Here is a 20,981-nt window from a genome sequence, read left to right as displayed (position 1 = left end):
TCGGCCGAAGGGGCTCTGGCTGCGACAGCGATCGCAGCGAAGGCCCCTTGCGCCGGACCAGTCAGCGCCTGAGGCGCGACGGCGAGTGACCGTCGATTCCTGTCGACCGGTGGGTGCGACTGGATGCCTGCGTTGGGGGGCTTCGCCCCCTCCGTATCGCCCAGCTCTACGTGTGCAGGGGTGCCGGGCTGGGGCCGGCGGGGGTGCCGGCGCGGGTGCGCGGACGTGAGCCGACCAGTGTTCTCAACATGCCGACCCCCGCCACAACGGCGGCTGCGTGCAGCACCGCAGCGACGGCGAGGTTTTCCGGCAAGGCGGCGTCGCGGGGGTGGGCCAGTGCCACGAACAGCGTGAGGGGCAGTTTCCAGCCGCTCCACGCGAAGAGCGAGCCCGACCCGAGCCAGCCGAGCGCCAGCAGAAGGTGGTGGGGGATTCGGACAGGACGCCGTCGGGCAAGCATCCAGACGGCGGCGGATCCGGCGAGCGCCCACAGCGCACCCAGCCCCGTCAGCAGGTATCCCTTGATGTCCCGCTCCGCCGGGTGTGCGACTCCGAGGGTGCCGCCAACTGCCCAGTACAGCCAGGCAAGACCGATGACGGCTGCGACAGCAGCAGCCCATGGCACAGCGGTACGGGTACCGTCCGCGACTCTCGCGGTGAAGGCTTCCGGCCAGCGACGCCGCAGGTAGGCGGGGAGCGCGAGGGCCAGCCCCAGCCCCATCCCGATGAAGCTGAACTGGATCAGCGCGCCTTCCCAGCCAGGCATGGCGGAGTGGTCGTCCCCGCTGTTCGACGCGCCGCTGCGCGCAGCATCCAGCACCGTGCTGACCACCGCGTACGGCAGTATCGACACCAGGAACCCTGCCCCCGTCCAGGCGCAGAAGGCCACCAGCCGCCCCGGTATCAGCATGCCCCACGGGCGCACCAGGGCGAGCGCCAGGGAGATCCCGATGCCCGCCATGGCGATGGTCACGGTATTGAGGAGGACCCAACCGGCCAGGTTGAAGCCCTCGCCGATCGGCGCCAGTCCCAGTAGCGAGCCGACGACCCACGACACCTTGATCAACAAATAGGGCGACACGGCCAGGGCCGCCCCGTATCCAGCGCACCGGCCGACCCGGTCCCAGCGTTCCACGTGGATGTCCTTTCCTCAGTGGAACCCCAGCCTCGGACATCCCCTGCCCGAGTACGTCAGCCATGGGGAGCGTTCGCCTCCGTCGGGTGGCGGAGACCGATCTCGTCATGCAGGGGGACTGCGCATACGAGCTGCCTGACGAACGATCATTCGGGAATGCAGGCTCAGTGGTCCTGGGATCACTCATGCCACGAGGGCGGCGGTCCGTCGCGCAGCCGGGCCGCCGCACAACGAAGTGTCCTCGTTCGAAGCGGGCTCCGGCTCGGACGAGGGCGACGAGGCGGGGTGCGTTCACGGCCCTCCGCCGCGGCTGGGCGTACTCGACGAGCTTGAAGACAATCGCGAGGGCGGCAGCGCGGGAGTCGGCCCCGTTGGTGACCTCGGTCGGCAGCCGGACGGTCACGCAGGTCGACTCGATGGGTTCGTCGTCTGCAGGCGGATCCATGACTCAGCGGGAGACTCGCGCAACGTCGGCAGCTCGGCCTCGGTGTCATGAGCACTGCTTGCGACGGCGCACGGCGGACACGGGTGCTGCGAGCTGGTCAGCGGGCCGGTGTGACGGCGACAGGGGCGTCCGGGCAGCGGCTGACCTCATCCGCGAGGGCGGCCTGCTCTGCGGAGTCGACGCTCATGTCCCGGCGGGTCCTGACCGGGACCCCTGCGGTGACGTACTGACAGGTGCCTGTCGCGCACCTGTCCGCAACTCCTGCACCGCCGACTGACCCACGCCGACGCCCTGCGCCGTTTGACGGGGGCCGGGGTGGCCGACCCGACCAGCACCTGGATGCTGCCGCATTCTTCCTTGGGGGCCGCCCGTCACCGGCAAGACCCACCTGGCCGCAGGGCTCGGCAACCGGGCCCGTCAGACCGGCCACCGGGTTGCCTTCGCCACCGCCGTCCAGCGGGTGGCCCGCCTGGCCGAAGCACGGGTGCGGCGTCGGCCTTGGCCGTGGTGGTTCCTGGCGCGGTGCCGACGGCCGCCGACATCAGCGCCCGGTTGGCCCGAGGTGCCCGCGCGGCCGACGCCCGCTCCTGGGAGCGGCGGCCGCGAACGGGATCAGAGGCTCAGAGCTTGGTGAAGCACATCGTGTGGCCCAGGCCCCGGCGGGTTACCTTGATGCCGTAGTCGTACTCGGACCCGCACCGCTGGCCCGCGACCACCAGGTCGCCCATCTTGTACTCAGCCTCGGGAGAGTCGCAGTCGACGACCGTCGGTACCGGACTGCCCTGAGGGTCCTCCACCTTGACGCAGTCGCCGATGGACGGATTGTGCGATGCCGCCTCGGCCTCCTTCTTCGCCTTGCCGCCGTTGGGGTCGGTGTTGTAGTCCCAGACCCAGTAGCCGAGGGCGCCGAACACGGCTATGACGATGACGGCGGACCGCAGCATCCGCCCCAGACCGCCCGGCTGCGGTCGCTGCGCCCCACGGGGAGGCTGCGGTTGCTGCGGGTGACCATGGGGGGCCTGTGGCTGCTGCGGGTACCCGTAGGGCTGCTGCGGCTGCCCGTACGGCGGCTGATTCTGGTACTGCGGCGGAGGTGTCGACATGCCTGCGGATCCCCGTCGTTGAGTGGCGGAACGTGATCAATGCGAGCGTGAGATTACCCCTCGATGTCGCGCTGCCGCCAACGGCGGTCACCGGCATACAGCCGGCCGGCGACGAAAGCTCCGGCGGACGGACCTGGACTGGTCCCGGGCCCCGGCTGCGGATCCGACGGCCGGCCGCATCGACCGCCTCATCTCCAACGCTGCAGTTGGCGGGTGAGCGTTTGAGCTGGCGGGTTACGCCGCGTACCGGGCGACCGCTTGGTGAGCTCCGCCACACGCCAGGGCGTCGTCCCGAGCAGCGTGCGTCGAAGCAAGCCAGTTCGGCGGTCTGGACGAGGTCCCGCGCAGCAGCCCCTCGCCTCCCGGGAGGAGGGCCACGCCTGGGTACCCGAACGATTCGCCCACATCCAGGGCAGGGGCTGTGAACAGGCGGAACGTCGCACTGACACCCAGCTCAAGGGACTCAAACACATCCCCGGTGGACTGGTGGGTTCAGCGCGACCAGTGCGTTGAGACATTCGGGCGAGTCGGCCAGCAGCACATCGTCGGCGACCAGCTCGCCGACACAATCGGAGAATTCGACGACCTGGACAGACGCGGTTCGGCTCTGAGCGCGTGTCACGTTCAGCAGTCCGCAGAAGGGGCCTTGGCCTGCCGAGTCCTTGATGACGTTGCGGCTTCGGCCAGGCAGGGCACCGGTGCCAAGGCCAGGGATAGTCCGAGCAGCTTTTGCCAGTACGACGCTACTCGGCGGGGCGCGCTTCGTGCGCGAGCTTGGGGGTGGAGTGCCCAGCCTGCAGGGTGGACCGGTCGGGGATGGCTGGCGCGGCCCCCGAGTTCACCACTGGTGCGGTTGCGGCGGATCACGATCTTCGTTTGTCCACACACCAACCGATGATCACGCGGGCTGGGTCATCAGCCCGGCGAGTGTGGCGTTGACGTACTTCCTCTTGGCCATATGCCCCTCTGCGACAACTCCTTCGGGACTGTAGAACCTTAGGCCACGCCACGCCATGGGGCCTTCAAGCCCGTCGGCGGCCCACCTGACGGCTGCCAAGCCGACGGATGAGCCTTCGGCTCCACACGCTGCCGGATTCCCGCCACCAGTAACAGGGAGCTGTACCCCCCTCAGGCCGTGTTCCGGATCGCCTCGATCGGGGCCGGCGCGTCGTCCGGGACGGCGTCCGGCTCGGGAAACGCGCAGCGGCTCAGCTCCCGCAGCGCGGCGGTCTGCCGCTCCACCGCTTCGGCGATGGCCGGGTTGGCTTTGTTCATGAGATTGGACACCAGATGTCGACCACTTTGGGAGGTCGAGGGTCTGGCGCCAACATGTTTTCGCATCCATTGCGGCAACGGCACCTGCCGCCGTCGTGGAGTATCAACGAGGCGTGGGCAAGTGCCAGCCGCCGCCTCTGACTACGGCAAGCGACTCACTCAGTGTTCGAATTCTCGGTGTGCTGTGGCGCCTCCCGAAGTGGTGAACATCTGCTGCCCGTTCTCGTGAACGAAGCCACCTTCTCGCCGACCCAGCCCTCCCTGCCGACGCGAGGGTGTTCCGACCGTCCCCACCGCCGGCCTCCGTATTGGCCGCCGTGTCGAGTTGGCCAAGCTGGCTGTCATGGAGCTGAGACGGACGGGCGGCCCCTCGACCAGGGCGCGAGGCGTGGGGCCGCCCATGCCCTGCCCGTCCTGTCAGTAGCGCAAGGCACTCCGACGCTAGGGCACAGCCTGTAATCGTGCCTGCTTGGTGGCCCCTCCGGGTGAGCGCCGGCGCTCCTAGGGAGGCGCACCGGCTTGGCCAAGCTGCCTGAGCAGGACGGCGCGGCCGTAGAAGCGCCTGTATCGACCTGGAGGCCTCGGAGATCCTGCGACGACGCCCACAACCGGGCGCTGCTGACGTACCGCAGCCCGTCTCGCGCCGGAGGAATCACCTTGTGCAAGGTGATCCGCCCCACGATCGTTCGATGCCAGGCAGGAGAGGGGGTCAGCCAACGCCCAACCAGGTCACGACAGCCAGAACAAGTGGGACAGGACACGCCACCACGGTCAGCAACAGCCGCCGTTCAGCCGGCGCCATGCGACGTACCCCGGGCACGAAAGCGAGCGCGGCGAGCAGTGCGGCACCGACAGCCACGCCCGCCGCGTACTCCGCGAGAAGACCCCCGACGGCCGCCCCTTCCGCCGCACCCCACAGTGCGACCATGCTGACCAGGAAAGTCAGCCATGCCATCGACAAGCCCGTGGCAACGCCGAGCAGAGCCGTCAGCAACGTGACCCCTGGATGGGGTCTGGCCGACGGTACCGGCTTCCACGGGCCGTAGAGTTTCGCATAGGTCTGAGGATTCATGAGCTGATGATCGTCGCCAGCACTCGTGCACTTCATGAGGCGCTCTACTCATCCAAGCGCGTAGACGTACTCACTTGTGGCTGCTCAAGACCCAGCTGAAGGACGTCATTTCCCGAGATCCGGGCGGCGGCCCTCGCGCAGCTGCCGGCGGGCCATCGCCGCCCGCGAGGGCCTTGACCTGGCGGGCGACCTCGCCGCGGTCCGCCGGCGCACCGCCCGCGCCGCCACTGCCCGGCGGAGCTCGGACCGGTCAGGCCGCCGCGGCGATGGACGCTCGCTGGAGTCCCACGCCTTCACCCTGGTCAGCCGTCAGGCCCCGCACCTGGGCACCTCCGAGCTGAGGAATCGGGCGCGGGCCTGGGCCCGGGTGGGGTTGCGGCCCGTGGAGAGTCGGGCGTGGATCGCTGCCGTCGGCGTGGACGGTGCCACTGTCGTCCGGGATTGCCGCAGGGCCGGCATCGCCCTGTCAGCGATGGGCGTCGTCCTGGACGGGTTGCGTGTCAAGCATCGCCTGCGGGGCGGCGAGAGCGCCTTCTCTGTCCGGGCCCGCGCCGCGGCCTGCGGGCGCTCGCTGAAGGACTGACTCGCCAGGGGTCTCGAAGGGTGGCCGTAGTCCCCCGCCGGCCTGGATGAGGGCGGGAAGGGGGGCTACCACCGGCCAGTGAGGGGGCAGGATTGAGCAACCGCGGGGACATGCACTTCCCGGTCATCATCAACGGCTGGCACGAGCCCGCCGCACGCGGCAAGCACGCCAAGAGCACGTAAGCCGCAACCGTGCGGCGCACCCAAGTCGTTCACGCTCCGCGAGAAGAGCAGCGGGCCGAATGCGGGCGGCTGAGCGACTGTGGCCATACGCCCCCCCACCAGCTCTGCCCAGAGGTACGTGCGAAGTTCCGCAGGAGCAAGTAGCTAGGGACGGTCCGGACCCAGGGCGTCGCGGACGGCGGCCATGACGGCCTCGGCATCGGCGCCCAGCGCGCGGGCGGAAGAGGTGAAGTCGCGGGCAAGGGTGGCGAGTTCGGAGGCGTATGGACGGGTCGGGCCGGCTGGGGGTGCCGCGACCCGGGAGCCCGCCCCGCGGCGGGTGCGGATCAGCCCAGCGGTCTCCAGTTCGCGGTAGGCGCGGGCCACGGTGCCTGGTGCGAGGCCGAGGTCCGTGGCCAGTTGGCGGACGGTCGGCAGCCGGTCGCCCTCGGCCAGCCGGCCGGTGACGATCAGCGCGCCGAGTTGGGCGCGGATCTGCGCGTATGGCGGTACCTGGCTGGCAGTATCGACGCGGACGGCGGGCTCATTCATCGTCGAGGGGCCCCCTCACCGCATCGTCATCGACGGCCCGGGGGGCCACCACGGTGATCAGCGACCAGACGACCGTGAACAGGTTCAGCAGGGCCAAGGGATAGAACACCCAGAAGGTGAGCGCGCCCATCGCACCGGTGCAGCCCGTCTCCGTGAGCGAGACGGAGATCATCAGCACGGCGTACAGCTGCTGGCTCGACACCAGCAGGCCCCAGGCCCCAGTGACCGCCCACGCGCGGTCACGACGCTGCTGCGCCCCGCCCGGCCCGTGAACGATGCGGCGCAGAGCCCACATGCAGGTCGGGGTGGCTATGGCCAGGGCGCCGAACGTCGGAAGGCTGTAGTACATCCCTGGCCAGGGGCCCAGCGTTGCCGGCACCCCGTCGCAGGTGACGGCGATGACCTTGCCCGTGCTGAAAATGCGGTGCGGGTCGACGGAGGCCATGACAGATGTGATGGCCAGCAGCACTGCGAGCGAAACCCCCTGAAGAGCGATCAGGGGGCCCATGCGGGGTGGCACATGGTCTCTGACCAGGCGCGGGGCGAGACTTGCGGTGCGTACCGGGTCTTGAGGTAGCAGGGTCAGCGCGTCGGCAAGAAGCACGCCCGCCACCGCGCACAGACCGAAGGCCGTGATGCAGAAGACCAAGCGCTGCTCGAACTCGATGTGCCCCAGCGTGGACAGCGCCTGTGCGGCCACGATACCGATGGCCAGCCCGGACCAGCGGGCGTAGTAGTTCGCGTGATCGAGAAAGCGGCGCTGGAACGGGGCGGCGTCGAGCATAGAGGGTCCCCCTCGCATCATCTTGTACCAAGTGGCAAGCACAAGATGCCCTAGCTGCGATCTTGTGTCAAACATCCGGTACAAGACGACGCAGGTGGAGGTGACCTCCGGCGCGAGACAACCCCACGTGGTGCTGACCTTGGTCGTGCCGGCGTTGCGCCAGCTGCGCGTAGGCTTCCTGAGCGCCTCGGGGTCGATGTTGAGGAGTACGTCGCAGTACAGGGCAGCGTCGTCGGGATGGGCAGCAGCCAGGGCCACGGCGGCGCGAACCCACGGTGCACGGCGAGCGCGCGACGGCAACCGTCCGCCCGGGGGTGCAGCTGGTGCTCTGCCGCTGCAGAGCGCACGGCACCCACCCGCCAACGAGGTGACGGGCGGGTGCCGTGGAGGATCAAGCCGTTCAGGCGGGGGTGATGTTCTCCGCCTGCGGGCCCTTCTGGCCCTGGGTGACGTCGAAGTTCACCTTCTGGCCTTCCTGGAGCTCACGGAAGCCGGAGCTGGCGATGTTGGAGTAGTGAGCGAAGACGTCGGGGCCACCGCCGTCCTGCTCGATGAAGCCGAAGCCCTTTTCCGAGTTGAACCACTTGACGGTTCCGCTGGCCATTCTGTCCTCCAAGGGGACTGGGAATCGGTTCCTGCACCGCGCGGGAACCGGGAGGTGATCGCCTTGGTCCTCAGACACTCTGAACAGCAGAAACGCCTGTGCGCACGCTCACGGGCGACCGGTACTTCGGAACCATGACAGCTGACTCTGACGCTACACCGGTAAGCCCCCGCCCGTGCTCTCGCCCGCACGTGCCGCCGACCGCCGACCGCTGCGTGCTTGCGCCGGGGCATCGCCGACTGCGCCCACGGGCGGGTCACTCGGATGGGTCGGCGCGCGTTTGGAGTTGCCGCCAGCAGTGGTGGACGTGCTGCTCAGCCTCTCGTACGGCGCAGGAGGAGGCGTCCGACACTGCGGCCGCAGATGACGCGGATTTGTCCGCGCGAGGTGCGGTGCGACGGCGCACGAGGTTTGCTACGCGCGCGACACGCCTTCGGTCGCCCTGGTGAAGGACGACGGCACGGGCGACCAAGACCGTGGCGATGACTGCGGCGGCGGTCAGCGCGGTGGCCGCATGCTGATCGGACATGACTGTGGGCGTCCTTCGTGCGGGTACGTGCCGGGGGCGATGAGAGGGCCGGTCCGTGTCGTACCGGCCCTTGCTCCTCCTCATACGTCAGCCGGGCCAGGTGCCGGTCAAGCGGCGGGTGGCGGTGGCGCCGGCGCGGTCGACGGCGGCTTTGACACCGGCGAAGACGCCCCTTGCAGCGTGGCAGCGAGCAGCACCTCGCGCCAGGAGCGTTCTTCGTCGGTGGCGTCCGGGGCGTTCTCGTCGTGGCCCAGCATCTTCCACACCTGCCTGAACAGCGATCCTGCGTCGATTCCGCTGACGGCCCGGAGCGCCAGACCGACCGGCTTGTAGGCGATCTTTGATGCCTTCACCCGGCTCACCCCTTCCGGCGGCGGCAGGCCAGCCACGCCACGAGGGCCACGCCCGCGGCCGCCAGCAGCACCGTGCGGTTGTCCCGCGCCAGCTGCGCCCCTTGGGCCGTCTTCTGCCGCACCGGATCAGGCGCCTTCTCCTGCCACACCTGCCCGGCCTGGGCCGCCTTCGCTCGGGCCTGCCCGGCGGCCTGGACGGCTTTGTCCTTGACCGGGTCGGGCAGCCTGTCCTGCGCCTGGTGTGCCAGGTCGGCGGCCTTTGCCTTCAGTTCCCCGGCTTTGACCGCGGCCTGCTCCTTCAGTTCGCCGGCCTTCGTGCCGACCTGCTCCTTGACCTCGGCGGCCTTGTCCTGGGCGCGCGCCTTGACGTCGGTCTTGGCCGCCAGCGCCTCGACCGTCTGCCCGAGCTCTTCGCGGGTCTGCTCGACCTGCTCGCGCAGCTCGTCGGGGCCGGCGGCGGTGGGCTCGTCGTGAGGCGGCTGGGTCATCGGTGGGCACTCTCCTTGATCTCGGCCACGTCGGCCTTCACGTTCTCGATCGTCTGCTCAGGTGCGGGCGGCGCGGCCTGATCGACCTGCTTCTTTCCACTCATGGCCATGATCGCGGCGATCACACCCAGCACCGCGGTGACGATCAGCGCCGCCGCCCACACCGGCAGCGGCACCGCCAGCGCGGCGATCGCGGTGGCGACCAGCGCCTGCAGCATCAGGAAGCCGACGACTCCGGCGCCGCCGAACAGGCCACCGCCCTTTCCGTAGCGCTTGCCCTTCTCCTTCATCTCCGCCTGGGCCAGCCTCAGCTCGCCGCGTACCAGCTCGGTCAGCTGCTGCGAGGCGCGCTGCACCAGCTCGCTCACCGGCTCCTGGCCGGAGCGGTCCGTGCTGTGTTCGGATTCGGCATAGTGCGACTGCGTGCTCGACACGGCGGTCACCTCCCGTCCCTGTGCGTTCCTGCAGGCCGGGCTGTCTCATGGGCCCGGCCATCCGATGGGCACGCGAGTACCCCGAGCGGACGAGTTCAGGGCGGGCGGGGGTGGTCTGATCGCAGCCTGGACGGACGCGGTGCTGCGGGATTTGACTCGCTCGTACGTGTGTTTGGTCGCAGGTGGTGGCGGCTACTCGGCCCCGGAAGCCTGCGTCGCAGCGAGGGACTGCGTCGACGGGACCGCGCAAAGGCAGACGAACAAGGGGTTGGTCGCGATGACCGTCGCGACGCAGCAGGGCGGCGGAGGCGGTTCCAGCGGCCTCTACGACGTTTTGGAACTCATTCTCGACCGCGGGCTGGTGATCGACGCTTACGTGAGGGTCTCCCTTCTCGGTATCGAGATACTCAAGATCGACATACGGATCGTCGTCGCCAGCGTCGACACCTACCTTCGTTTCGCCGAAGCGTGCAACCGCCTCGACCTGGAAGCGGGGCCGGGGAAACCGGCCGGGCTCACGGAGCTCACGCAGTCCGGCGCCCCCGGCAAGACCAAGGGAATCCTGCCCGGCGCCGAGGAGACGATCTCCGGCGTCTTCCAGCAGACACGTGACGACGGCCGGGAGCGTCAGGGCGAGCGGGCCGGGCGGCGGAGAGGGGAATGAGAGATGAGCACCTACGTCTACGGAATCATCCGGGCCAAGCACTCCCCCCTCCGTGAGGACCTGGCCGGCATCGGAGAGCCCCCGCGGTCGGTACGCGTGCTGCGCCAAGGCGATCTGGCCGCGATCGTCAGCGACGCCCCCGATCAGATGCGGCCCAAGCGCCGTGACCTGCTGGCCCACCAGCGTGTACTGGACGAAGCCGGAGCGGGCGGCGTGGTCCTGCCGATGCGGTTCGCCAGCGCCTCGCCGGACGACGACACGGTGACCGAGGTGCTCGCCTAGCGTGCGGAGCACTTGCTCGAGCGACTACGGGCGCTGGACGGCACAGCGGAGTACAACATCAAGGCCAATCACGATGAAGAGGGCGTGCTCCGCCTGATCATGGCCGACCACGACGACATCCGGTCTGTGGCGGAAGCGAACCGCGAGGCCGGCGGCGGCACACAGGAGGAGAAGATCCGGCTCGGGGAGATGATCGTCGCTGCCGTCCAGGCACGCGAGGCGGCTGACGCGGAGCTGCTCCACCAGGCGCTGGAGCCGTTGGCCGAGGAAGTCAGCGCCGGTCCGCAGAGCAGTGGCTGGCTGGCCAACCTCTCCTTCCTGGTGGAGCGCGGTTCAGCGGAGCGATTCCTGGCCGCGGTCGACAAATTCCGCCGGGAGCATCCGCATCTCGAGCTGCGCGTCAACGGCCCGCTGCCGCCCTACAGCTTCGTCGACACCCCCTCCTCCCAGCAGGCCGAAGGCGGCACCGCGGAAGCGTTCGGAGCCGCGGCAGCCCAGCCGGACGGGTAAGGAGCCGCGGAGCCTCACAGGAGGGGCGGGCCCAACCGCTGCGGGTGATGTCTGTCGGGCCCGGCCCGGCTCAACGTGAAGCTATGCCCGGTACAAGTGCGGCACGATACGAGTTCCGTGTCGTCGACTGCGTCCGGGAGGCCGCCGCCGAAGCGTTCCCCGAGCTGAAGGCTGTGATGATCGGCAGACAGACGGTGTTCTACGGCGACGTCATCGACGAGGCGCATCGGTTCGGCTTGCTGAAACGCTTTCGGATGTACGGCCTGCTGATCGTTGGAGATGCGGCCGTTCCCCTCAGCGTAGGAGCCAGTGACGCCGGATCAGGCGTGGGGCGTGGCGGGTGAGCCAGGCGCTGGCCAGGCCGATGGCGGCGCCGGCGGCCACGTCACTTGGGTAGTGGGCGCCGCTTTGCACCCGCTCGAGCGCCACCATGGCGGCGGGTACTGCGCACACTGCTCCGGCGGCCGGCCACGCGGGTGCGACAGCGGCGGTGAATGCCACTGCGGCGGCGGTGTGTCCGGAGGGGAAGGAGGAGGAGTCGGGGCGGTCCTCGACCTCGTCGTGGGGGAACCACGCCTTCGGTGGCCGGGGCCGGTCGGCCAGCTGCTTGCACAAGCCGTTCGAGATCAGCTGTGCCATCACCAGGGCACCCAGTCCGGCCACCGCCGCCTTACGGCCGCGCCACCCTCCCACCCACGCCATCGCGGCGGCGGCGCCACACCACAGCTTCGTGTTCTCGGCGCTCTCCTCCACCGCTGAGAGCACCTTGCCGACGCCGGGCGGGATGCGGGAGGCCGCGTGTTTGGTCAACGACCGATCAGCGTCACGCAACCCCGCCAGAAGCCTCATGGGAGGCAAGTATCCCGAGGTCACCGACCCACACCCAAGATCATCAGGTGGCGGGTCACGTCTCCTCCAGGCGGCGCCGGTCCTCCTCGTCCCACTTTTGGGTGTCGCGGGGCTGGGTGTACGGCTCCGCCTCGGCCGGATGGCCGCCCGCGATGGCCCGCTGGCGTACGGTCTCGGCGTCGAACTCCAGCCCCAGCAGGATGGCCAGGTTGGTGATCCACAGCCACAGGAGGAAGACGATGACGCCGGCCATGGTGCCGTAGGTCTTGTTGTAGGAGGCGAAGTTCGCGACGTAGAACGCGAAGGCGGCTGAGGCGATCATCCAGATGACCAGGGCGAGGAAGCTGCCCGGGGTGATCCACCTGAAGCCCTTCACCTTCGCGTTCGGGCTCGCCCAGTACAGGATCGCGATCATGACGGTGACCAGGACCACGAGAACGGGCCATTTGGCGATCGACCACACCGTGAGCGCCGTGTCCCCGATGCCCAGAGCGGTGCCGGCCTGGCGGGCCAGGCTGCCGGTGAACACCACGATCAGCGCACTGACCACGGCCAGCACCATCAGCACGACCGTCACGCCGATGCGCACCGGAAGGATCTTCCACACCGGGCGGCCCTCGGGCATGTCGTAGACGGCGTTCGCCGCGCGGATGAACGCAGCCACATAGCCGGAGGCGGACCACACCGCCAGCGCGATGCCGACGATCGCCATGATCGAGCCGACGCCGGCGTTGCTCTGCAGCTGCTCCACCGCCCGGGTGATGATGTCCCTGGCCGAGCCGGGGGCGAACTTCTTGATGTTGGCCAGCACCGAGTCGGTGGCCGACTTGCCGGTGATGCCCAGCAGTGACACCAGCACCAGCAGGGCCGGGAACAACGACAGCACTCCGTAGTACGTGAGAGCCGCCGCGCGGTCGGTCAGCTCGTCGTCCTTGAACTCGCGCAGCGCGCCCTTGAGCACGGCGCCCCAGGCCTGCTTGGTCAGCTTCGTCGGTGCGTCCGGCGCCCGGCGCTCCACCTCGGGCCCGGGCCAGGCCTCCTCGGGCGTGGGCATCGCGCGTTCCTGCGCCTCGTCGCTCCTGTGATCCGCTTTCCGCCCTGGGAGATGCAGCTTCGCCATGCCCCCGGGTAACCATCTCGGGCCCCGCCTACGCCAGCAAGAGCGGGCGCTGCGTGCGCAGAGGGACGTCAGGCGTCAAGGGCGTGGCGGAGGGTGGGGTAGCAGTCGATGATCTGGTCGAGGCCGACGAGCTGATCAGACCGATCATGCCGACCTGGACGATGTCCTCCATCTCCTCCGGCCCACGGCTGCGGAACCGGCCGGCCGCGAAGCGGACCAGGGACATGTTCATCTCGATCAGCGTGTTGCGCGCGTAACTGTGCTCGGGCGTGCCCTCCTCCAGCACCGCGAGCTGGTCGAAGAACAGGCGTGCCAGCTGCCGGGCGTCCTTGGGCGCCACCTGGGAGGGGTCGGCGATCTCCGGCAGACCGGCTACGTTCGTGTCCGTCTTCGCCGCAGTCACTGTCGTCATGATGCTTCCCTCCCCTGATTCCTGCACGCTGCCGGCCTGCCACGGGCCGACGGCAGCGCGCCTACATCGGCATCCGCAGGTCATACACACGACCGGAGGAGAGCAGCGGAAGCGGAGCCCGGGAGCCGACTCAGCCGGGAGCGGCCTCGGGTTCTACGAACGGGATGACGAAACGCCAGCAATTCCTTTTCGAACAGGGCGAATTGAAGTCACCTATCTGAGTGGCGCCTTCCGGGTCGGGGTGTGAGTGGCGCGCGGTTGGCAAGACCAAGCCCTGGAAGCCCCTGGGGTTCTCTTACGTCCCGTCTGCGTGAGTGCAGGCAAGGGACGGGGCGCTCCGGGGGAGGGCGGTAAGTACGAGAGGAAGTTACCCGTCATGAAGAAGCTGCTTGTCCCCGCCGCTGTGTTCATTGGCCTGATCCCGGCCGTTCTGCTGGGTGGTGCCTCCACTGCGTCCGCCACGGGCCACTACAGCTGCAGCAACGGCCTCGCCAACGTGGTCACCTGCAACGCCACGGACGTCGGCCCGGTGATCGTGAAGATCACGGGGAACCGGACGCTGACCAACAACGAGCTCAGCGTGCTGGAGAACAACCTCAACAACGCCTCCGTCAACGCGACAGCTCTGAAGAACGTGACGGTCAACACCTACAAGTCCTTCAACCCCACCGTCACGATCAAGAACATCAATGTCTGCATCGCCTCGGTCTGCAGCTGAACCCACAACCTGCCCGAACACCTAGCATGCCGGAATGCCGGGGCCCTGGATATGAAATCCGGGCCCCGGCATTCGGGCATGAATTACGCCCGCGCCCACGGCCCGAACCCGCGCTTCGTCAGCTTCCAGTCGGCGCGCGCCTGATGTTCCGGGCCCGGTGGACGGGCACGTTGATGGCCTGGTCGAGGACCGCGTGCGAGGCGAGCGCCTGCTGCAATCCTCCATGAGGGCGACCGGCAGACCGTAGCGCTGCAGCGCGGCCTCGGTGACGAAGGGGTCCGCGAGCGGTTCAACGCCCCGGTTACATCGCGCCGATCGGCTCCACCGACGAGGACCGCCTCCGGCACCTGACCGTCGCGCTGCCGCCCCGCTACGCCGCCCGCCTCTTCGAGGCCCAGGAGCAGGGCGCCACCGAGCAGCGTCTGCGGGAGGTCGCCGCCGAAGGGCTCAAGGAGGTGTACTTCCAGGACAGCGGCCGCCGCGCCGGCCAGTTGGAGGAAGTCCGCTTCACGGACATCGAGCACCTCGAGTTCGACCTGTAGCAGCCGCGCCCGAACACTCGTGGGGCCCGGACCAGAGCTGGTCAGGGCCTCGCTCCCGTGTCCGCAGGGTATGGCCGACGGCTACCTGCCCATCAGCTCGTTGAGCAGGGTGACAACGACGACGCCGATGCCGATCGCTGCTCCGAGCGCCGGGTGGTACAGGGCGAGGACGACGGTTACTGACTTCGGCTCGTCAGGGTGATGTTCGCTGAACTTCTGGACGGGGATTGGCTGTACATCGTGGTGTGTGAGGTACGCAGACGGAGGCAGGTGACACCAGCGGCACATCGGCGAAGACAGCGCGCAGACGGCAGGGAAGGCGGTTCCGCACCGCGTGGGCGGGAACACTGTCAGCCACTCGCGCTCGACGATCACGCTTCGGAGCGAACTCGGGTGTATGGAGAGAGTTCGCCATACCGACCTGTGTTCTGCACGGACAGAGCTCTGGGGACCTGGTCGGGCGAGACGCAACTTCTTCGCATTAAGCTGTGTGCATGAGTGCCCGAGCGACCACACGCCCCGGCGGGCGCAGCGCCCGCGTCCAGCAGTCCGTGCACCAGGCCGTCCGCGATCTGGAGTCGGAGGTGGGGCGAGATGCCCTCACCGTGCCGCTGATCGCCGCCCGCGCGGGAGTGACGCCGTCCACCGTCTACCGGCGCTGGGGGGACCTGCGGGAACTGCTGTCCGACGTGGCCGTCGAACGGCTGCGCCCCGATGGCGCCCCGGCCGACCACGGCAGCCTGCGGGCGGACCTGGAGGCGTGGGCAGTGCAGTTCGCGGAGGAGATGTCCTCGACGGCGGGCCGCACGTACATCCGCGACGCCCTGCTGGGCGACCCCGAGCAGGGCAATGCGGTTCGCTGCTCCGACTACGCCGCCGAGCAGTTGAAGGCCATCGGGGTGCGCGCGGCCGGGCGCGGGGAGGCCGTGCCCGACGTGGAGACCCTGCTGGACGTCGTCGTCGCCCCGCTGATGTACCGCATCCTGTTCCGCCCCTCGGATCTGTCGGCGGCCTACACCGACCGCCTTGTGGCGACGGTGCTCGGCCGGAGTCCCGCTCCCCCCACCCCTAAAAGCTAAGAGTTTGCGTTTTGGGGGGCGTGGGGTCTAATCTGCCTAACGCAAAGCGTTTGCCTTTAGGTATGAGAGGTGCTCCGTGCTCAGCGTCGTAGCCCCGCCGTCCCCGCCCCGTCGCCTGCCCGTGCTGGGCCGCCGCAGCGCCTTCCTCCTTCACGCCACCGTCCTCGTCGGCCTGTTGGCCGCCTCAAGTGCGCCGACCCCGCTCTACGCCCTCTACCAGGCCGAATGGCACTTATCGGCGATGACGGTCACCGTCGTCTTCAGCGCTTACGCGCTCACCCTGCTCGGGGCACTGCTGACTGCGGGCACTCTCTCGGACCACCTGGGCCGGCGCCCGGTCCTCACCGGTGCGCTGTTCGCGGAGGCAGCAGCGATGGCCGTCTTCGCCACCGCCCAGGGCGTGGCGGCGCTGATCACCGCCCGGATCCTGCAGGGTCTGGCCACCGGCGTGGCCACCAGCGCCGCCGGAGCTGCCCTGCTCGACTTCGAGGACCCCGACCGCCCGGGGCGGGCGATGCTCGCCAACGGCATCACCCCAGTGGCCGGCATGGCGGCCGGCGTGCTGGCCTCCACCGTCCTCGTGCAGTACACCCCCGCTCCCACCCGTACCGTCTACCTCCTGCTGCTCCTGCTGTTCACCGCGCAGGCGGCCGCAGTGCTTCTCACCACCGAGACCGCACATCCCCACGCCGGCGCGTGGCGGTCCCTGCGTCCCGGCATCGCCGTCGCCCCCGCCTCCCGCCCGGCCATGAGGCTTCTCGCCCCCGGCGTCGTCGCCGCATGGGGTCTGGGCGGGTTCTACTCCTCCCTCGGTCCCTCGCTCGCCCGGCTCATCGCCCCGCACACGGCCCGTGCCACCGGCGGCCTGGTCTTCTTCACCCTCACGGCCGCAGCCGGCCTAGCCGTCCACGCCGCTCGGCCACTGCCCGCCCACACCGCGAGCTCCGCCGGCACCGCGGTCCTCATCCCGGGGGCCCTGCTGACCCTGAGCGGGCCCCACCTGCACAGCCTGCTCGCCCTGTTCGCCGGCACCGCCCTGGCGGGCACCGGCTTCGGCGCCGTCACCCAGGGCGCCCTGCGCCTGCTGATGTCCCCGGCCGCCCCGGGCGAACACGCCGGCACGCTCGCCGCCTACTACGTCCTCAGCTACCTGGCCATGAGCATCCCCGCTGTCCTCGCCGGCCTGCTGACCAACCTGTACGGCCTGCAGACCGCCGTCTCGCTCTACGCGGTGACGGTCGTCCTGCTGACCCTGATCGGCCTCGCCCGCGCCGTGCGGCAGCCGAGCACCGGCTGACCGAGTCCCGTCTTCCCGCACCGCCCCGCCCCATCCGAAAGGACCCACCGATGAGCACGGCCACGCCCCGTCAGGCCACTTTCTCCACAAGCACGGGATGGAGCCTCGGCGACATCACCGTACGCCGCGTCGAGGAGATCGAACTGCCGCGCCAGACCGGACCCTGGCTGCTGCCGGACGCCACCAGGGAGGTGCTGGACGAGGCATCGTGGCTGCGTCCCGACTTCGCCGACGCCGACGTTCCCCGCTTGGCGAGCCATGGTTTCGCGGTGGAGGCGGGCGGGCTGCGGATCGTCGTGGACACCGGCATCGGCAACGCCAAGCCGCGCGCCAACCCGGCCTGGAACGGTCTCGACACCGACTTCCTTGGGCGCCTGGCGGCGGCCGGCTTCCCGCCCGAGTCCGTGGACCTGGTGATCACCACGCACCTGCACACCGACCACGTCGGCTGGAACACCCGCCTCGCAGGTGAGGACTGGGTTCCCACCTTCCCCAACGCCCGCTACCTCACCAGCCGCACCGAATGGGACCACTGGGCCGCCACCGATCTGGACGAGGCCCGCCGCCAGATGTTCCGCGACTCCGTCACCCCCATCCGCGACGCCGGACAGTACGACCTGGTGGACGTGCACGCGCAAGGGTACGAGGTGGCGCAAGGCGTCCTCCTGATCCCTGCCCCGGGCCACACCCCGGGACAGGTCGCCGTGGAACTGCGCGGCAGCGACCGCCGCGCCCTGATCACCGGCGACAGCATCCACCACCCCGTGCAGCTGTCCCACCCGCACGTGAGCAGCTGCGTCGACATCGACCCCGCGCAGGCGATCCGTACCCGCGCCCGGCTGCTCGACGCCTTGGCGGACACCGACGCGCTGCTCCTCGGCACCCACTTCCCGCGGCCCACGGCCGGCACCGTCCGCCGGGAGACTGGCCGCTACCGGCTCCTCGCCGAGCACGGCGTCGAGATCCCGGCCCCCACGGCCTGACCGCGCGACCGGCCCCGCTCGGCCGCTCCTGCACGGGCCGCCGGGCTGCCGCGGCGTCTGCAGCTGTCCCAAGCGAACTCTTGGCCTTCAGTGCGTCGGTCCACTCCGCCGCTCCCCCGTCCACCGAAAGGAAGAACATCCATGTCCGCCGCCGAACTCACACCGCCGGAGGCCGCCCGCTGGGCCGCCCGCGCCGGACTTGTGCTGCCCGCCGAGCGCCACGCCGCGGTCGCCGCGGTCGCCAACCACATCCACAGTGTCGTCGCGGTACTGCGAGAGCTGGACTTCGCGGACGTCCCGCCCGCCGCCGCCTACCGCGCCGGAGAGGAGAAGCACGATGCAGCCGTATGAGCTGTCCCTCGACGCCGCGTCGGACGCGATACGTTGCCGGCGACTGTCCCCCGTCGAACTGGTCGACTCCGTCCTCGACCGTATCGAGAAGGTGGAGCCGCACCTCGGCGCCTACGTCACGGTCGCCGCGGAGCAGGCGCGCCGGGCGGCGAGGGCAGCCGGACACGAAGTGGCACAAGGCCGTTACCGGGGACCCCTGCACGGCATCCCGATGGGGCTCAAGGACCTGATCGATGTCGGTGGGATGGCCACCACGGCCAGCTCCCGGGTCCGCGCCGGCCATCGCGCGACAGCGGACAGCACGGTCGCCGAGCGGCTGAGCGCAGCCGGCGCGATCCTGATCGGCAAGACCCACACCCACGAGTTCGCGTTTGGCCTGACCACTCCGCAGACCCGTAATGCCTGGGACCGCAGCCGGGTCGCAGGTGGTTCCAGCGGCGGCTCGGCGGTCGCCGTCGCGTCGGGCACCGCGACCTTCGCCCTGGGCACCGACACCGGCGGGTCGATCCGGGTGCCCGCCGCGCTCAACGGGGTCGTCGGTCTCAAGCCGACCTACGGTCTCGTGCCCCGTCACGGCGTCACCTCCCTGTCCTGGTCGCTGGACCACGTCGGTCCGGTCACCCGCAGCGTCGGGGATGCCGCCCTGGTCCTGACCGCGCTGGCCGGACACGATCCGCGCGACCCCGCCTCGCTGTCCGTTCCCGTCGTGGACTACCGGCCCTGTGCCGACACGGACCTGACGGGGCTGCGCATCGGCCTGCCGCGCACGTACTACTTCGACAACGTCCAGCCGCAGGTGGAGAGCGCCGTCCGGCACGCCATCGGGCAGCTGGAAGCCCTGGGCGCACAGCTCGTCGAGGTCGACATCCCGATGACCCGCTACGTTCAGGCCACCCAGTGGGGCCTGATGGTGCCGGAGGCCGGCGCTTACCACGAGGGCAGCCTGCGAACGGTGCCCGAGCTGTACCAGGAGGACGTCCGCATCCTCCTGGAGGCAAGCGAGTTGATGAGCGCCGGTGACTACGTGCGCGCTCAACGCTCCCGCACGCTCATGCGCGCCGAGTGGGCCCGGATGCTGGAGGAGGTCGACGTGGTCGCCGCCCCGAGCGTCCCGATGCCCGCGGTCGGGGCCGACGAGGAGACGGTCACCTGGCCCGACGGCACGGTCGAGGGCGTCTCTGATGCCTACGTTCGCCTCTCCGCCCCTGCCAACATCACCGGAGTGCCCGCTCTGACTGTTCCGGTCGGCCACGACTCGGGGGGCATGCCCATCGGCATGCAGCTGCTCGGCCGGCCCCTCGGTGAGCCCACCCTCCTGCGGATAGGCCACGCCTACGAGCAGACGCAGCCCGCCCGGGCACTCGCCACAGCGGTCTGACCTTTCGCGCTACCCCGCCAACGCGCGGGACCCGGTTGGTCAGACAGCGCACCCGCGAGCGGCACCTGGGAGTTGGAGTCGAGGAACCGCGTGTTCGGCCCGAGCACCAGGACACCGCGCTCGGCGGCCCTCGCGAAGGCGTGCAGCACATACGACCTCGTGCATGGTTGGCCGTGGCCCGTCGAGAACTGCAGTGCCAGCACACTTTCACGCTGGACGGCTGCCGGGGAGGGTGGCGGTCTGCTGATGTGAGAGCAGTCCGGCAACGGCTTGGACGATGTCGCTCATGTGCTCGCGGCGGCCGAGGTGACGGGAAAGCGCCCTCCAGTTCGTCAAATGGGCGATGCCGTGCTCGACGCGGATGCGCCGTGAGGAATGCGTCTTGCGCTGTCGTTCGTGCATCTCCTCGTACCAGGCGGGAGCGTCCTTCTTGAACTTGCAGTGTGGAGGTGTCACCACCCGTCCGCCCGTCTGCGCGCCCATTCCCTGGTAGCCGGCGTCTGCCAGGATCTCCACGAACGGGCCCTCGGACAGGAGCTTGACCAGACCAAGCTGCCGGGCTTGAGTGATGTCCGCGCAGCTGCCCGGCCGGACCGGGCTGCAGAACAGCACTCGCCCCTCCGCATCCGTCAGGACCATCGACTTCACGGCATTCTGCTTGGTCTTTCCGGAAACGAACTTGTCCCGGTCCTTCCGGCCTGCGGTCGGGCGTCGCACCCTGATCTCCGTACCGTCGATGATCCCGCTCTGATCACTCGCGCCCAGGTGCTCGAGGACTTCGGCGAGAGTGCGCAACCTGATGCCTCGTGCGACAGTGCACCCTCGTTGCGCCGGCAGCGGCCGGACCTCGCCGATCGCGCGCGTGATGGTGGAGCGGTCCACACCGAACCAGCAGGCCGGCACGTCGTGTGTGGTGCCATGGCGCAGGCTCACCAGAGTGGCCAGCAGGCGGTCGAGGAAGACGAACCTGTGCTTCGCCCCCGCTCCTACAGCCCGCTGCCGCGGCCGAGCCGCGAGCCGAGCCTGATGCTGCTCATGCCACAACGGCCCCACCTCGGCGATGAGTTCAGCGATCACCACGGGCGACAGTCCCGTGACCCGGTACTCCGCCACGATCAACTCACGCGCCCCAGCCCCCATCATGGACAGTTCAACGAGCTACCCAGGCGCCGAGCCACGGCCAACCATGCACGAGGTCGTTAGACAAGTCCCATCGTTGCACCCATGAGGGCCGGGCTTGTCAAGCGCGTAGTGGGTCCCTGGCCTCGGGTTCTGGGT

At 69.6% G+C, this 20,981-nt stretch carries 21 protein-coding genes and 5 pseudogenes; 11 read left to right on the top strand and 15 right to left on the bottom strand.

Annotated features, from left to right (window positions below; all coding sequences use genetic code 11):
• Positions 1-166: 166 nt before the first annotated feature.
• Entirely contained in the window at positions 167-1,135 is a 969-nt protein-coding gene (locus ACIHEJ_RS34995; RefSeq protein WP_400141641.1) for a hypothetical protein, read from the bottom strand.
• Between the two features lie 794 nt (positions 1,136-1,929).
• Between ACIHEJ_RS34995 and ACIHEJ_RS34990 the strand changes: the two genes are divergently transcribed.
• Complete coding sequence (locus tag ACIHEJ_RS34990; protein WP_400141710.1) at positions 1,930-2,214, top strand: ATP-binding protein; 285 nt, start codon at positions 1,930-1,932, stop codon at positions 2,212-2,214.
• On the opposite strand, the gene ACIHEJ_RS34985 is transcribed toward ACIHEJ_RS34990, so the two are convergent.
• The 9 genes and pseudogenes from ACIHEJ_RS34985 to ACIHEJ_RS34945 all read right to left on the bottom strand — a co-directional run bounded on the left by ACIHEJ_RS34985 (position 2,201) and on the right by ACIHEJ_RS34945 (position 9,452).
• The gene (locus ACIHEJ_RS34985) at positions 2,201-2,683 is read right to left on the bottom strand and encodes a hypothetical protein (RefSeq protein ID WP_400141640.1); all 483 of its coding nucleotides are present in this window, start codon (positions 2,681-2,683) and stop codon (positions 2,201-2,203) included. The two genes, ACIHEJ_RS34990 and ACIHEJ_RS34985, sit on opposite strands and share 14 nt — an antisense overlap.
• A gap of 1,140 nt (positions 2,684-3,823) precedes the next feature.
• Positions 3,824-3,943, bottom strand: a pseudogene (locus ACIHEJ_RS34980) (DUF721 domain-containing protein); the annotation flags it as partial.
• Positions 3,944-4,667: 724 nt separating this feature from the next.
• On the bottom strand, positions 4,668-5,030 hold the full coding sequence (locus ACIHEJ_RS34975) for a hypothetical protein (protein ID WP_400141639.1): 363 nt from the start codon (positions 5,028-5,030) through the stop codon (positions 4,668-4,670).
• A 909-nt stretch (positions 5,031-5,939) separates the two neighbouring features.
• Positions 5,940-6,326, bottom strand: coding sequence for a GntR family transcriptional regulator (locus ACIHEJ_RS34970; protein WP_400141638.1), 387 nt, complete (start codon positions 6,324-6,326; stop codon positions 5,940-5,942).
• Positions 6,319-7,110 carry a hypothetical protein gene (locus ACIHEJ_RS34965; RefSeq protein WP_400141637.1) on the bottom strand — a complete coding sequence of 264 codons (792 nt, stop codon included), beginning with the start codon at positions 7,108-7,110 and terminating at the stop codon, positions 6,319-6,321. Before ACIHEJ_RS34965 ends, ACIHEJ_RS34970 begins: the two co-directional genes overlap by 8 nt.
• Positions 7,111-7,510: 400 nt before the next feature.
• Complete coding sequence (locus ACIHEJ_RS34960; protein WP_010982331.1) at positions 7,511-7,714, bottom strand: cold-shock protein; 204 nt, start codon at positions 7,712-7,714, stop codon at positions 7,511-7,513.
• Positions 7,715-8,330: 616 nt separating this feature from the next.
• Positions 8,331-8,596 (bottom strand): annotated as a pseudogene (locus ACIHEJ_RS34955) (DUF4235 domain-containing protein).
• Positions 8,597-8,601: 5 nt separating this feature from the next.
• Positions 8,602-9,084 carry a DUF3618 domain-containing protein gene (locus ACIHEJ_RS34950; RefSeq protein ID WP_400141636.1) on the bottom strand — a complete coding sequence of 161 codons (483 nt, stop codon included), beginning with the start codon at positions 9,082-9,084 and terminating at the stop codon, positions 8,602-8,604.
• Positions 9,081-9,452: a phage holin family protein gene (locus tag ACIHEJ_RS34945; RefSeq protein ID WP_400141709.1), complete on the bottom strand. Its 372-nt coding sequence runs from the start codon at positions 9,450-9,452 to the stop codon at positions 9,081-9,083. Before ACIHEJ_RS34945 ends, ACIHEJ_RS34950 begins: the two co-directional genes overlap by 4 nt.
• A gap of 343 nt (positions 9,453-9,795) precedes the next feature.
• On the opposite strand from ACIHEJ_RS34945, the gene gvpJ reads away from it, so the two are divergent.
• The 3 genes and pseudogenes from gvpJ to ACIHEJ_RS34930 all read left to right on the top strand — a co-directional run bounded on the left by gvpJ (position 9,796) and on the right by ACIHEJ_RS34930 (position 11,318).
• Positions 9,796-10,182, top strand: coding sequence for a gas vesicle protein GvpJ (gvpJ, locus tag ACIHEJ_RS34940; RefSeq protein WP_400141635.1), 387 nt, complete (start codon positions 9,796-9,798; stop codon positions 10,180-10,182).
• 3 nt (positions 10,183-10,185) lie between these two features.
• Positions 10,186-10,974, top strand: a pseudogene (locus ACIHEJ_RS34935) (GvpL/GvpF family gas vesicle protein).
• Positions 10,975-11,057: 83 nt separating this feature from the next.
• The gene (locus ACIHEJ_RS34930; protein WP_400141634.1) at positions 11,058-11,318 is read left to right on the top strand and encodes a hypothetical protein; all 261 of its coding nucleotides are present in this window, start codon (positions 11,058-11,060) and stop codon (positions 11,316-11,318) included.
• Here ACIHEJ_RS34930 and ACIHEJ_RS34925 read toward each other — a convergent pair.
• From ACIHEJ_RS34925 to ACIHEJ_RS34915, 3 genes and pseudogenes are all read right to left on the bottom strand, one after another.
• Positions 11,269-11,823, bottom strand: coding sequence for a phosphatase PAP2 family protein (locus ACIHEJ_RS34925; RefSeq protein WP_400141633.1), 555 nt, complete (start codon positions 11,821-11,823; stop codon positions 11,269-11,271). The two genes, ACIHEJ_RS34930 and ACIHEJ_RS34925, sit on opposite strands and share 50 nt — an antisense overlap.
• A gap of 55 nt (positions 11,824-11,878) precedes the next feature.
• The gene (locus tag ACIHEJ_RS34920; RefSeq protein WP_400141632.1) at positions 11,879-12,877 is read right to left on the bottom strand and encodes a YihY/virulence factor BrkB family protein; all 999 of its coding nucleotides are present in this window, start codon (positions 12,875-12,877) and stop codon (positions 11,879-11,881) included.
• 193 nt (positions 12,878-13,070) lie between these two features.
• Positions 13,071-13,355: pseudogene (locus tag ACIHEJ_RS34915) on the bottom strand (RNA polymerase sigma factor SigF); the annotation flags it as partial.
• A gap of 376 nt (positions 13,356-13,731) precedes the next feature.
• Between ACIHEJ_RS34915 and ACIHEJ_RS34910 the strand changes: the two are divergent.
• Positions 13,732-14,073 carry a hypothetical protein gene (locus ACIHEJ_RS34910; protein ID WP_400141631.1) on the top strand — a complete coding sequence of 114 codons (342 nt, stop codon included), beginning with the start codon at positions 13,732-13,734 and terminating at the stop codon, positions 14,071-14,073.
• Positions 14,074-14,366: 293 nt separating this feature from the next.
• Positions 14,367-14,615, top strand: a pseudogene (tpg, locus tag ACIHEJ_RS34905) (telomere-protecting terminal protein Tpg); the annotation flags it as partial.
• 81 nt (positions 14,616-14,696) lie between these two features.
• On the opposite strand, the gene ACIHEJ_RS34900 reads toward tpg, so the two are convergent.
• Positions 14,697-14,990, bottom strand: coding sequence for a hypothetical protein (locus tag ACIHEJ_RS34900; RefSeq protein ID WP_400141630.1), 294 nt, complete (start codon positions 14,988-14,990; stop codon positions 14,697-14,699).
• Positions 14,991-15,109: 119 nt separating this feature from the next.
• Here ACIHEJ_RS34900 and ACIHEJ_RS34895 point away from each other — a divergent pair, with 119 nt between their 5' ends.
• The 5 genes from ACIHEJ_RS34895 to ACIHEJ_RS34875 all read left to right on the top strand — a co-directional run bounded on the left by ACIHEJ_RS34895 (position 15,110) and on the right by ACIHEJ_RS34875 (position 19,703).
• Entirely contained in the window at positions 15,110-15,694 is a 585-nt protein-coding gene (locus ACIHEJ_RS34895; RefSeq protein WP_400141629.1) for a TetR/AcrR family transcriptional regulator, read from the top strand.
• 76 nt (positions 15,695-15,770) lie between these two features.
• The gene (locus ACIHEJ_RS34890; protein ID WP_400141628.1) at positions 15,771-16,991 is read left to right on the top strand and encodes an MFS transporter; all 1,221 of its coding nucleotides are present in this window, start codon (positions 15,771-15,773) and stop codon (positions 16,989-16,991) included.
• A gap of 50 nt (positions 16,992-17,041) precedes the next feature.
• The gene (locus ACIHEJ_RS34885) at positions 17,042-17,974 is read left to right on the top strand and encodes an MBL fold metallo-hydrolase (protein ID WP_400141627.1); all 933 of its coding nucleotides are present in this window, start codon (positions 17,042-17,044) and stop codon (positions 17,972-17,974) included.
• Positions 17,975-18,115: 141 nt separating this feature from the next.
• Positions 18,116-18,325 carry a hypothetical protein gene (locus ACIHEJ_RS34880; RefSeq protein ID WP_362267978.1) on the top strand — a complete coding sequence of 70 codons (210 nt, stop codon included), beginning with the start codon at positions 18,116-18,118 and terminating at the stop codon, positions 18,323-18,325.
• Positions 18,312-19,703 (top strand): amidase, encoded by a 1,392-nt coding sequence (locus ACIHEJ_RS34875; RefSeq protein WP_400141626.1) that lies wholly within the window; start codon positions 18,312-18,314, stop codon positions 19,701-19,703. Before ACIHEJ_RS34880 ends, ACIHEJ_RS34875 begins: the two co-directional genes overlap by 14 nt.
• A gap of 207 nt (positions 19,704-19,910) precedes the next feature.
• Here ACIHEJ_RS34875 and ACIHEJ_RS34870 read toward each other — a convergent pair whose 3' ends face one another.
• Positions 19,911-20,816, bottom strand: a complete 906-nt coding sequence (locus tag ACIHEJ_RS34870; RefSeq protein ID WP_400141625.1) for a transposase family protein — start codon at positions 20,814-20,816, stop codon at positions 19,911-19,913.
• Between the last annotated feature and the right edge of the window lie 165 nt (positions 20,817-20,981).

The organism is Streptomyces sp. NPDC052301 (assembly GCF_044593395.1).
GTDB lineage: Bacteria > Actinomycetota > Actinomycetes > Streptomycetales > Streptomycetaceae > Streptomyces.
Note: the sequence above shows the minus strand (reverse complement) of the source record. Positions and strands in the feature narration are given on the sequence as shown.

What these genes read in the sequence shown, in the direction of transcription:
- ACIHEJ_RS34985 (WP_400141640.1), bottom strand. Translation starts at nt 2,683, where the DNA reads ATGTCGACACCTCCGCCGCAGTACCAGAATCAGCCGCCGTACGGGCAG.
- ACIHEJ_RS34975 (WP_400141639.1), bottom strand. Translation starts at nt 5,030, where the DNA reads ATGAATCCTCAGACCTATGCGAAACTCTACGGCCCGTGGAAGCCGGTA.
- ACIHEJ_RS34970 (WP_400141638.1), bottom strand. Translation starts at nt 6,326, where the DNA reads ATGAATGAGCCCGCCGTCCGCGTCGATACTGCCAGCCAGGTACCGCCA.
- ACIHEJ_RS34965 (WP_400141637.1), bottom strand. Translation starts at nt 7,110, where the DNA reads ATGCTCGACGCCGCCCCGTTCCAGCGCCGCTTTCTCGATCACGCGAAC.
- ACIHEJ_RS34960 (WP_010982331.1), bottom strand. Translation starts at nt 7,714, where the DNA reads ATGGCCAGCGGAACCGTCAAGTGGTTCAACTCGGAAAAGGGCTTCGGC.
- ACIHEJ_RS34950 (WP_400141636.1), bottom strand. Translation starts at nt 9,084, where the DNA reads ATGACCCAGCCGCCTCACGACGAGCCCACCGCCGCCGGCCCCGACGAG.
- gvpJ (WP_400141635.1), top strand. Translation starts at nt 9,796, where the DNA reads ATGACCGTCGCGACGCAGCAGGGCGGCGGAGGCGGTTCCAGCGGCCTC.
- ACIHEJ_RS34930 (WP_400141634.1), top strand. Translation starts at nt 11,058, where the DNA reads ATGCCCGGTACAAGTGCGGCACGATACGAGTTCCGTGTCGTCGACTGC.
- ACIHEJ_RS34925 (WP_400141633.1), bottom strand. Translation starts at nt 11,823, where the DNA reads ATGAGGCTTCTGGCGGGGTTGCGTGACGCTGATCGGTCGTTGACCAAA.
- ACIHEJ_RS34920 (WP_400141632.1), bottom strand. Translation starts at nt 12,877, where the DNA reads ATGCCCACGCCCGAGGAGGCCTGGCCCGGGCCCGAGGTGGAGCGCCGG.
- ACIHEJ_RS34910 (WP_400141631.1), top strand. Translation starts at nt 13,732, where the DNA reads ATGAAGAAGCTGCTTGTCCCCGCCGCTGTGTTCATTGGCCTGATCCCG.
- ACIHEJ_RS34895 (WP_400141629.1), top strand. Translation starts at nt 15,110, where the DNA reads ATGAGTGCCCGAGCGACCACACGCCCCGGCGGGCGCAGCGCCCGCGTC.
- ACIHEJ_RS34885 (WP_400141627.1), top strand. Translation starts at nt 17,042, where the DNA reads ATGAGCACGGCCACGCCCCGTCAGGCCACTTTCTCCACAAGCACGGGA.
- ACIHEJ_RS34880 (WP_362267978.1), top strand. Translation starts at nt 18,116, where the DNA reads ATGTCCGCCGCCGAACTCACACCGCCGGAGGCCGCCCGCTGGGCCGCC.
- ACIHEJ_RS34875 (WP_400141626.1), top strand. Translation starts at nt 18,312, where the DNA reads ATGCAGCCGTATGAGCTGTCCCTCGACGCCGCGTCGGACGCGATACGT.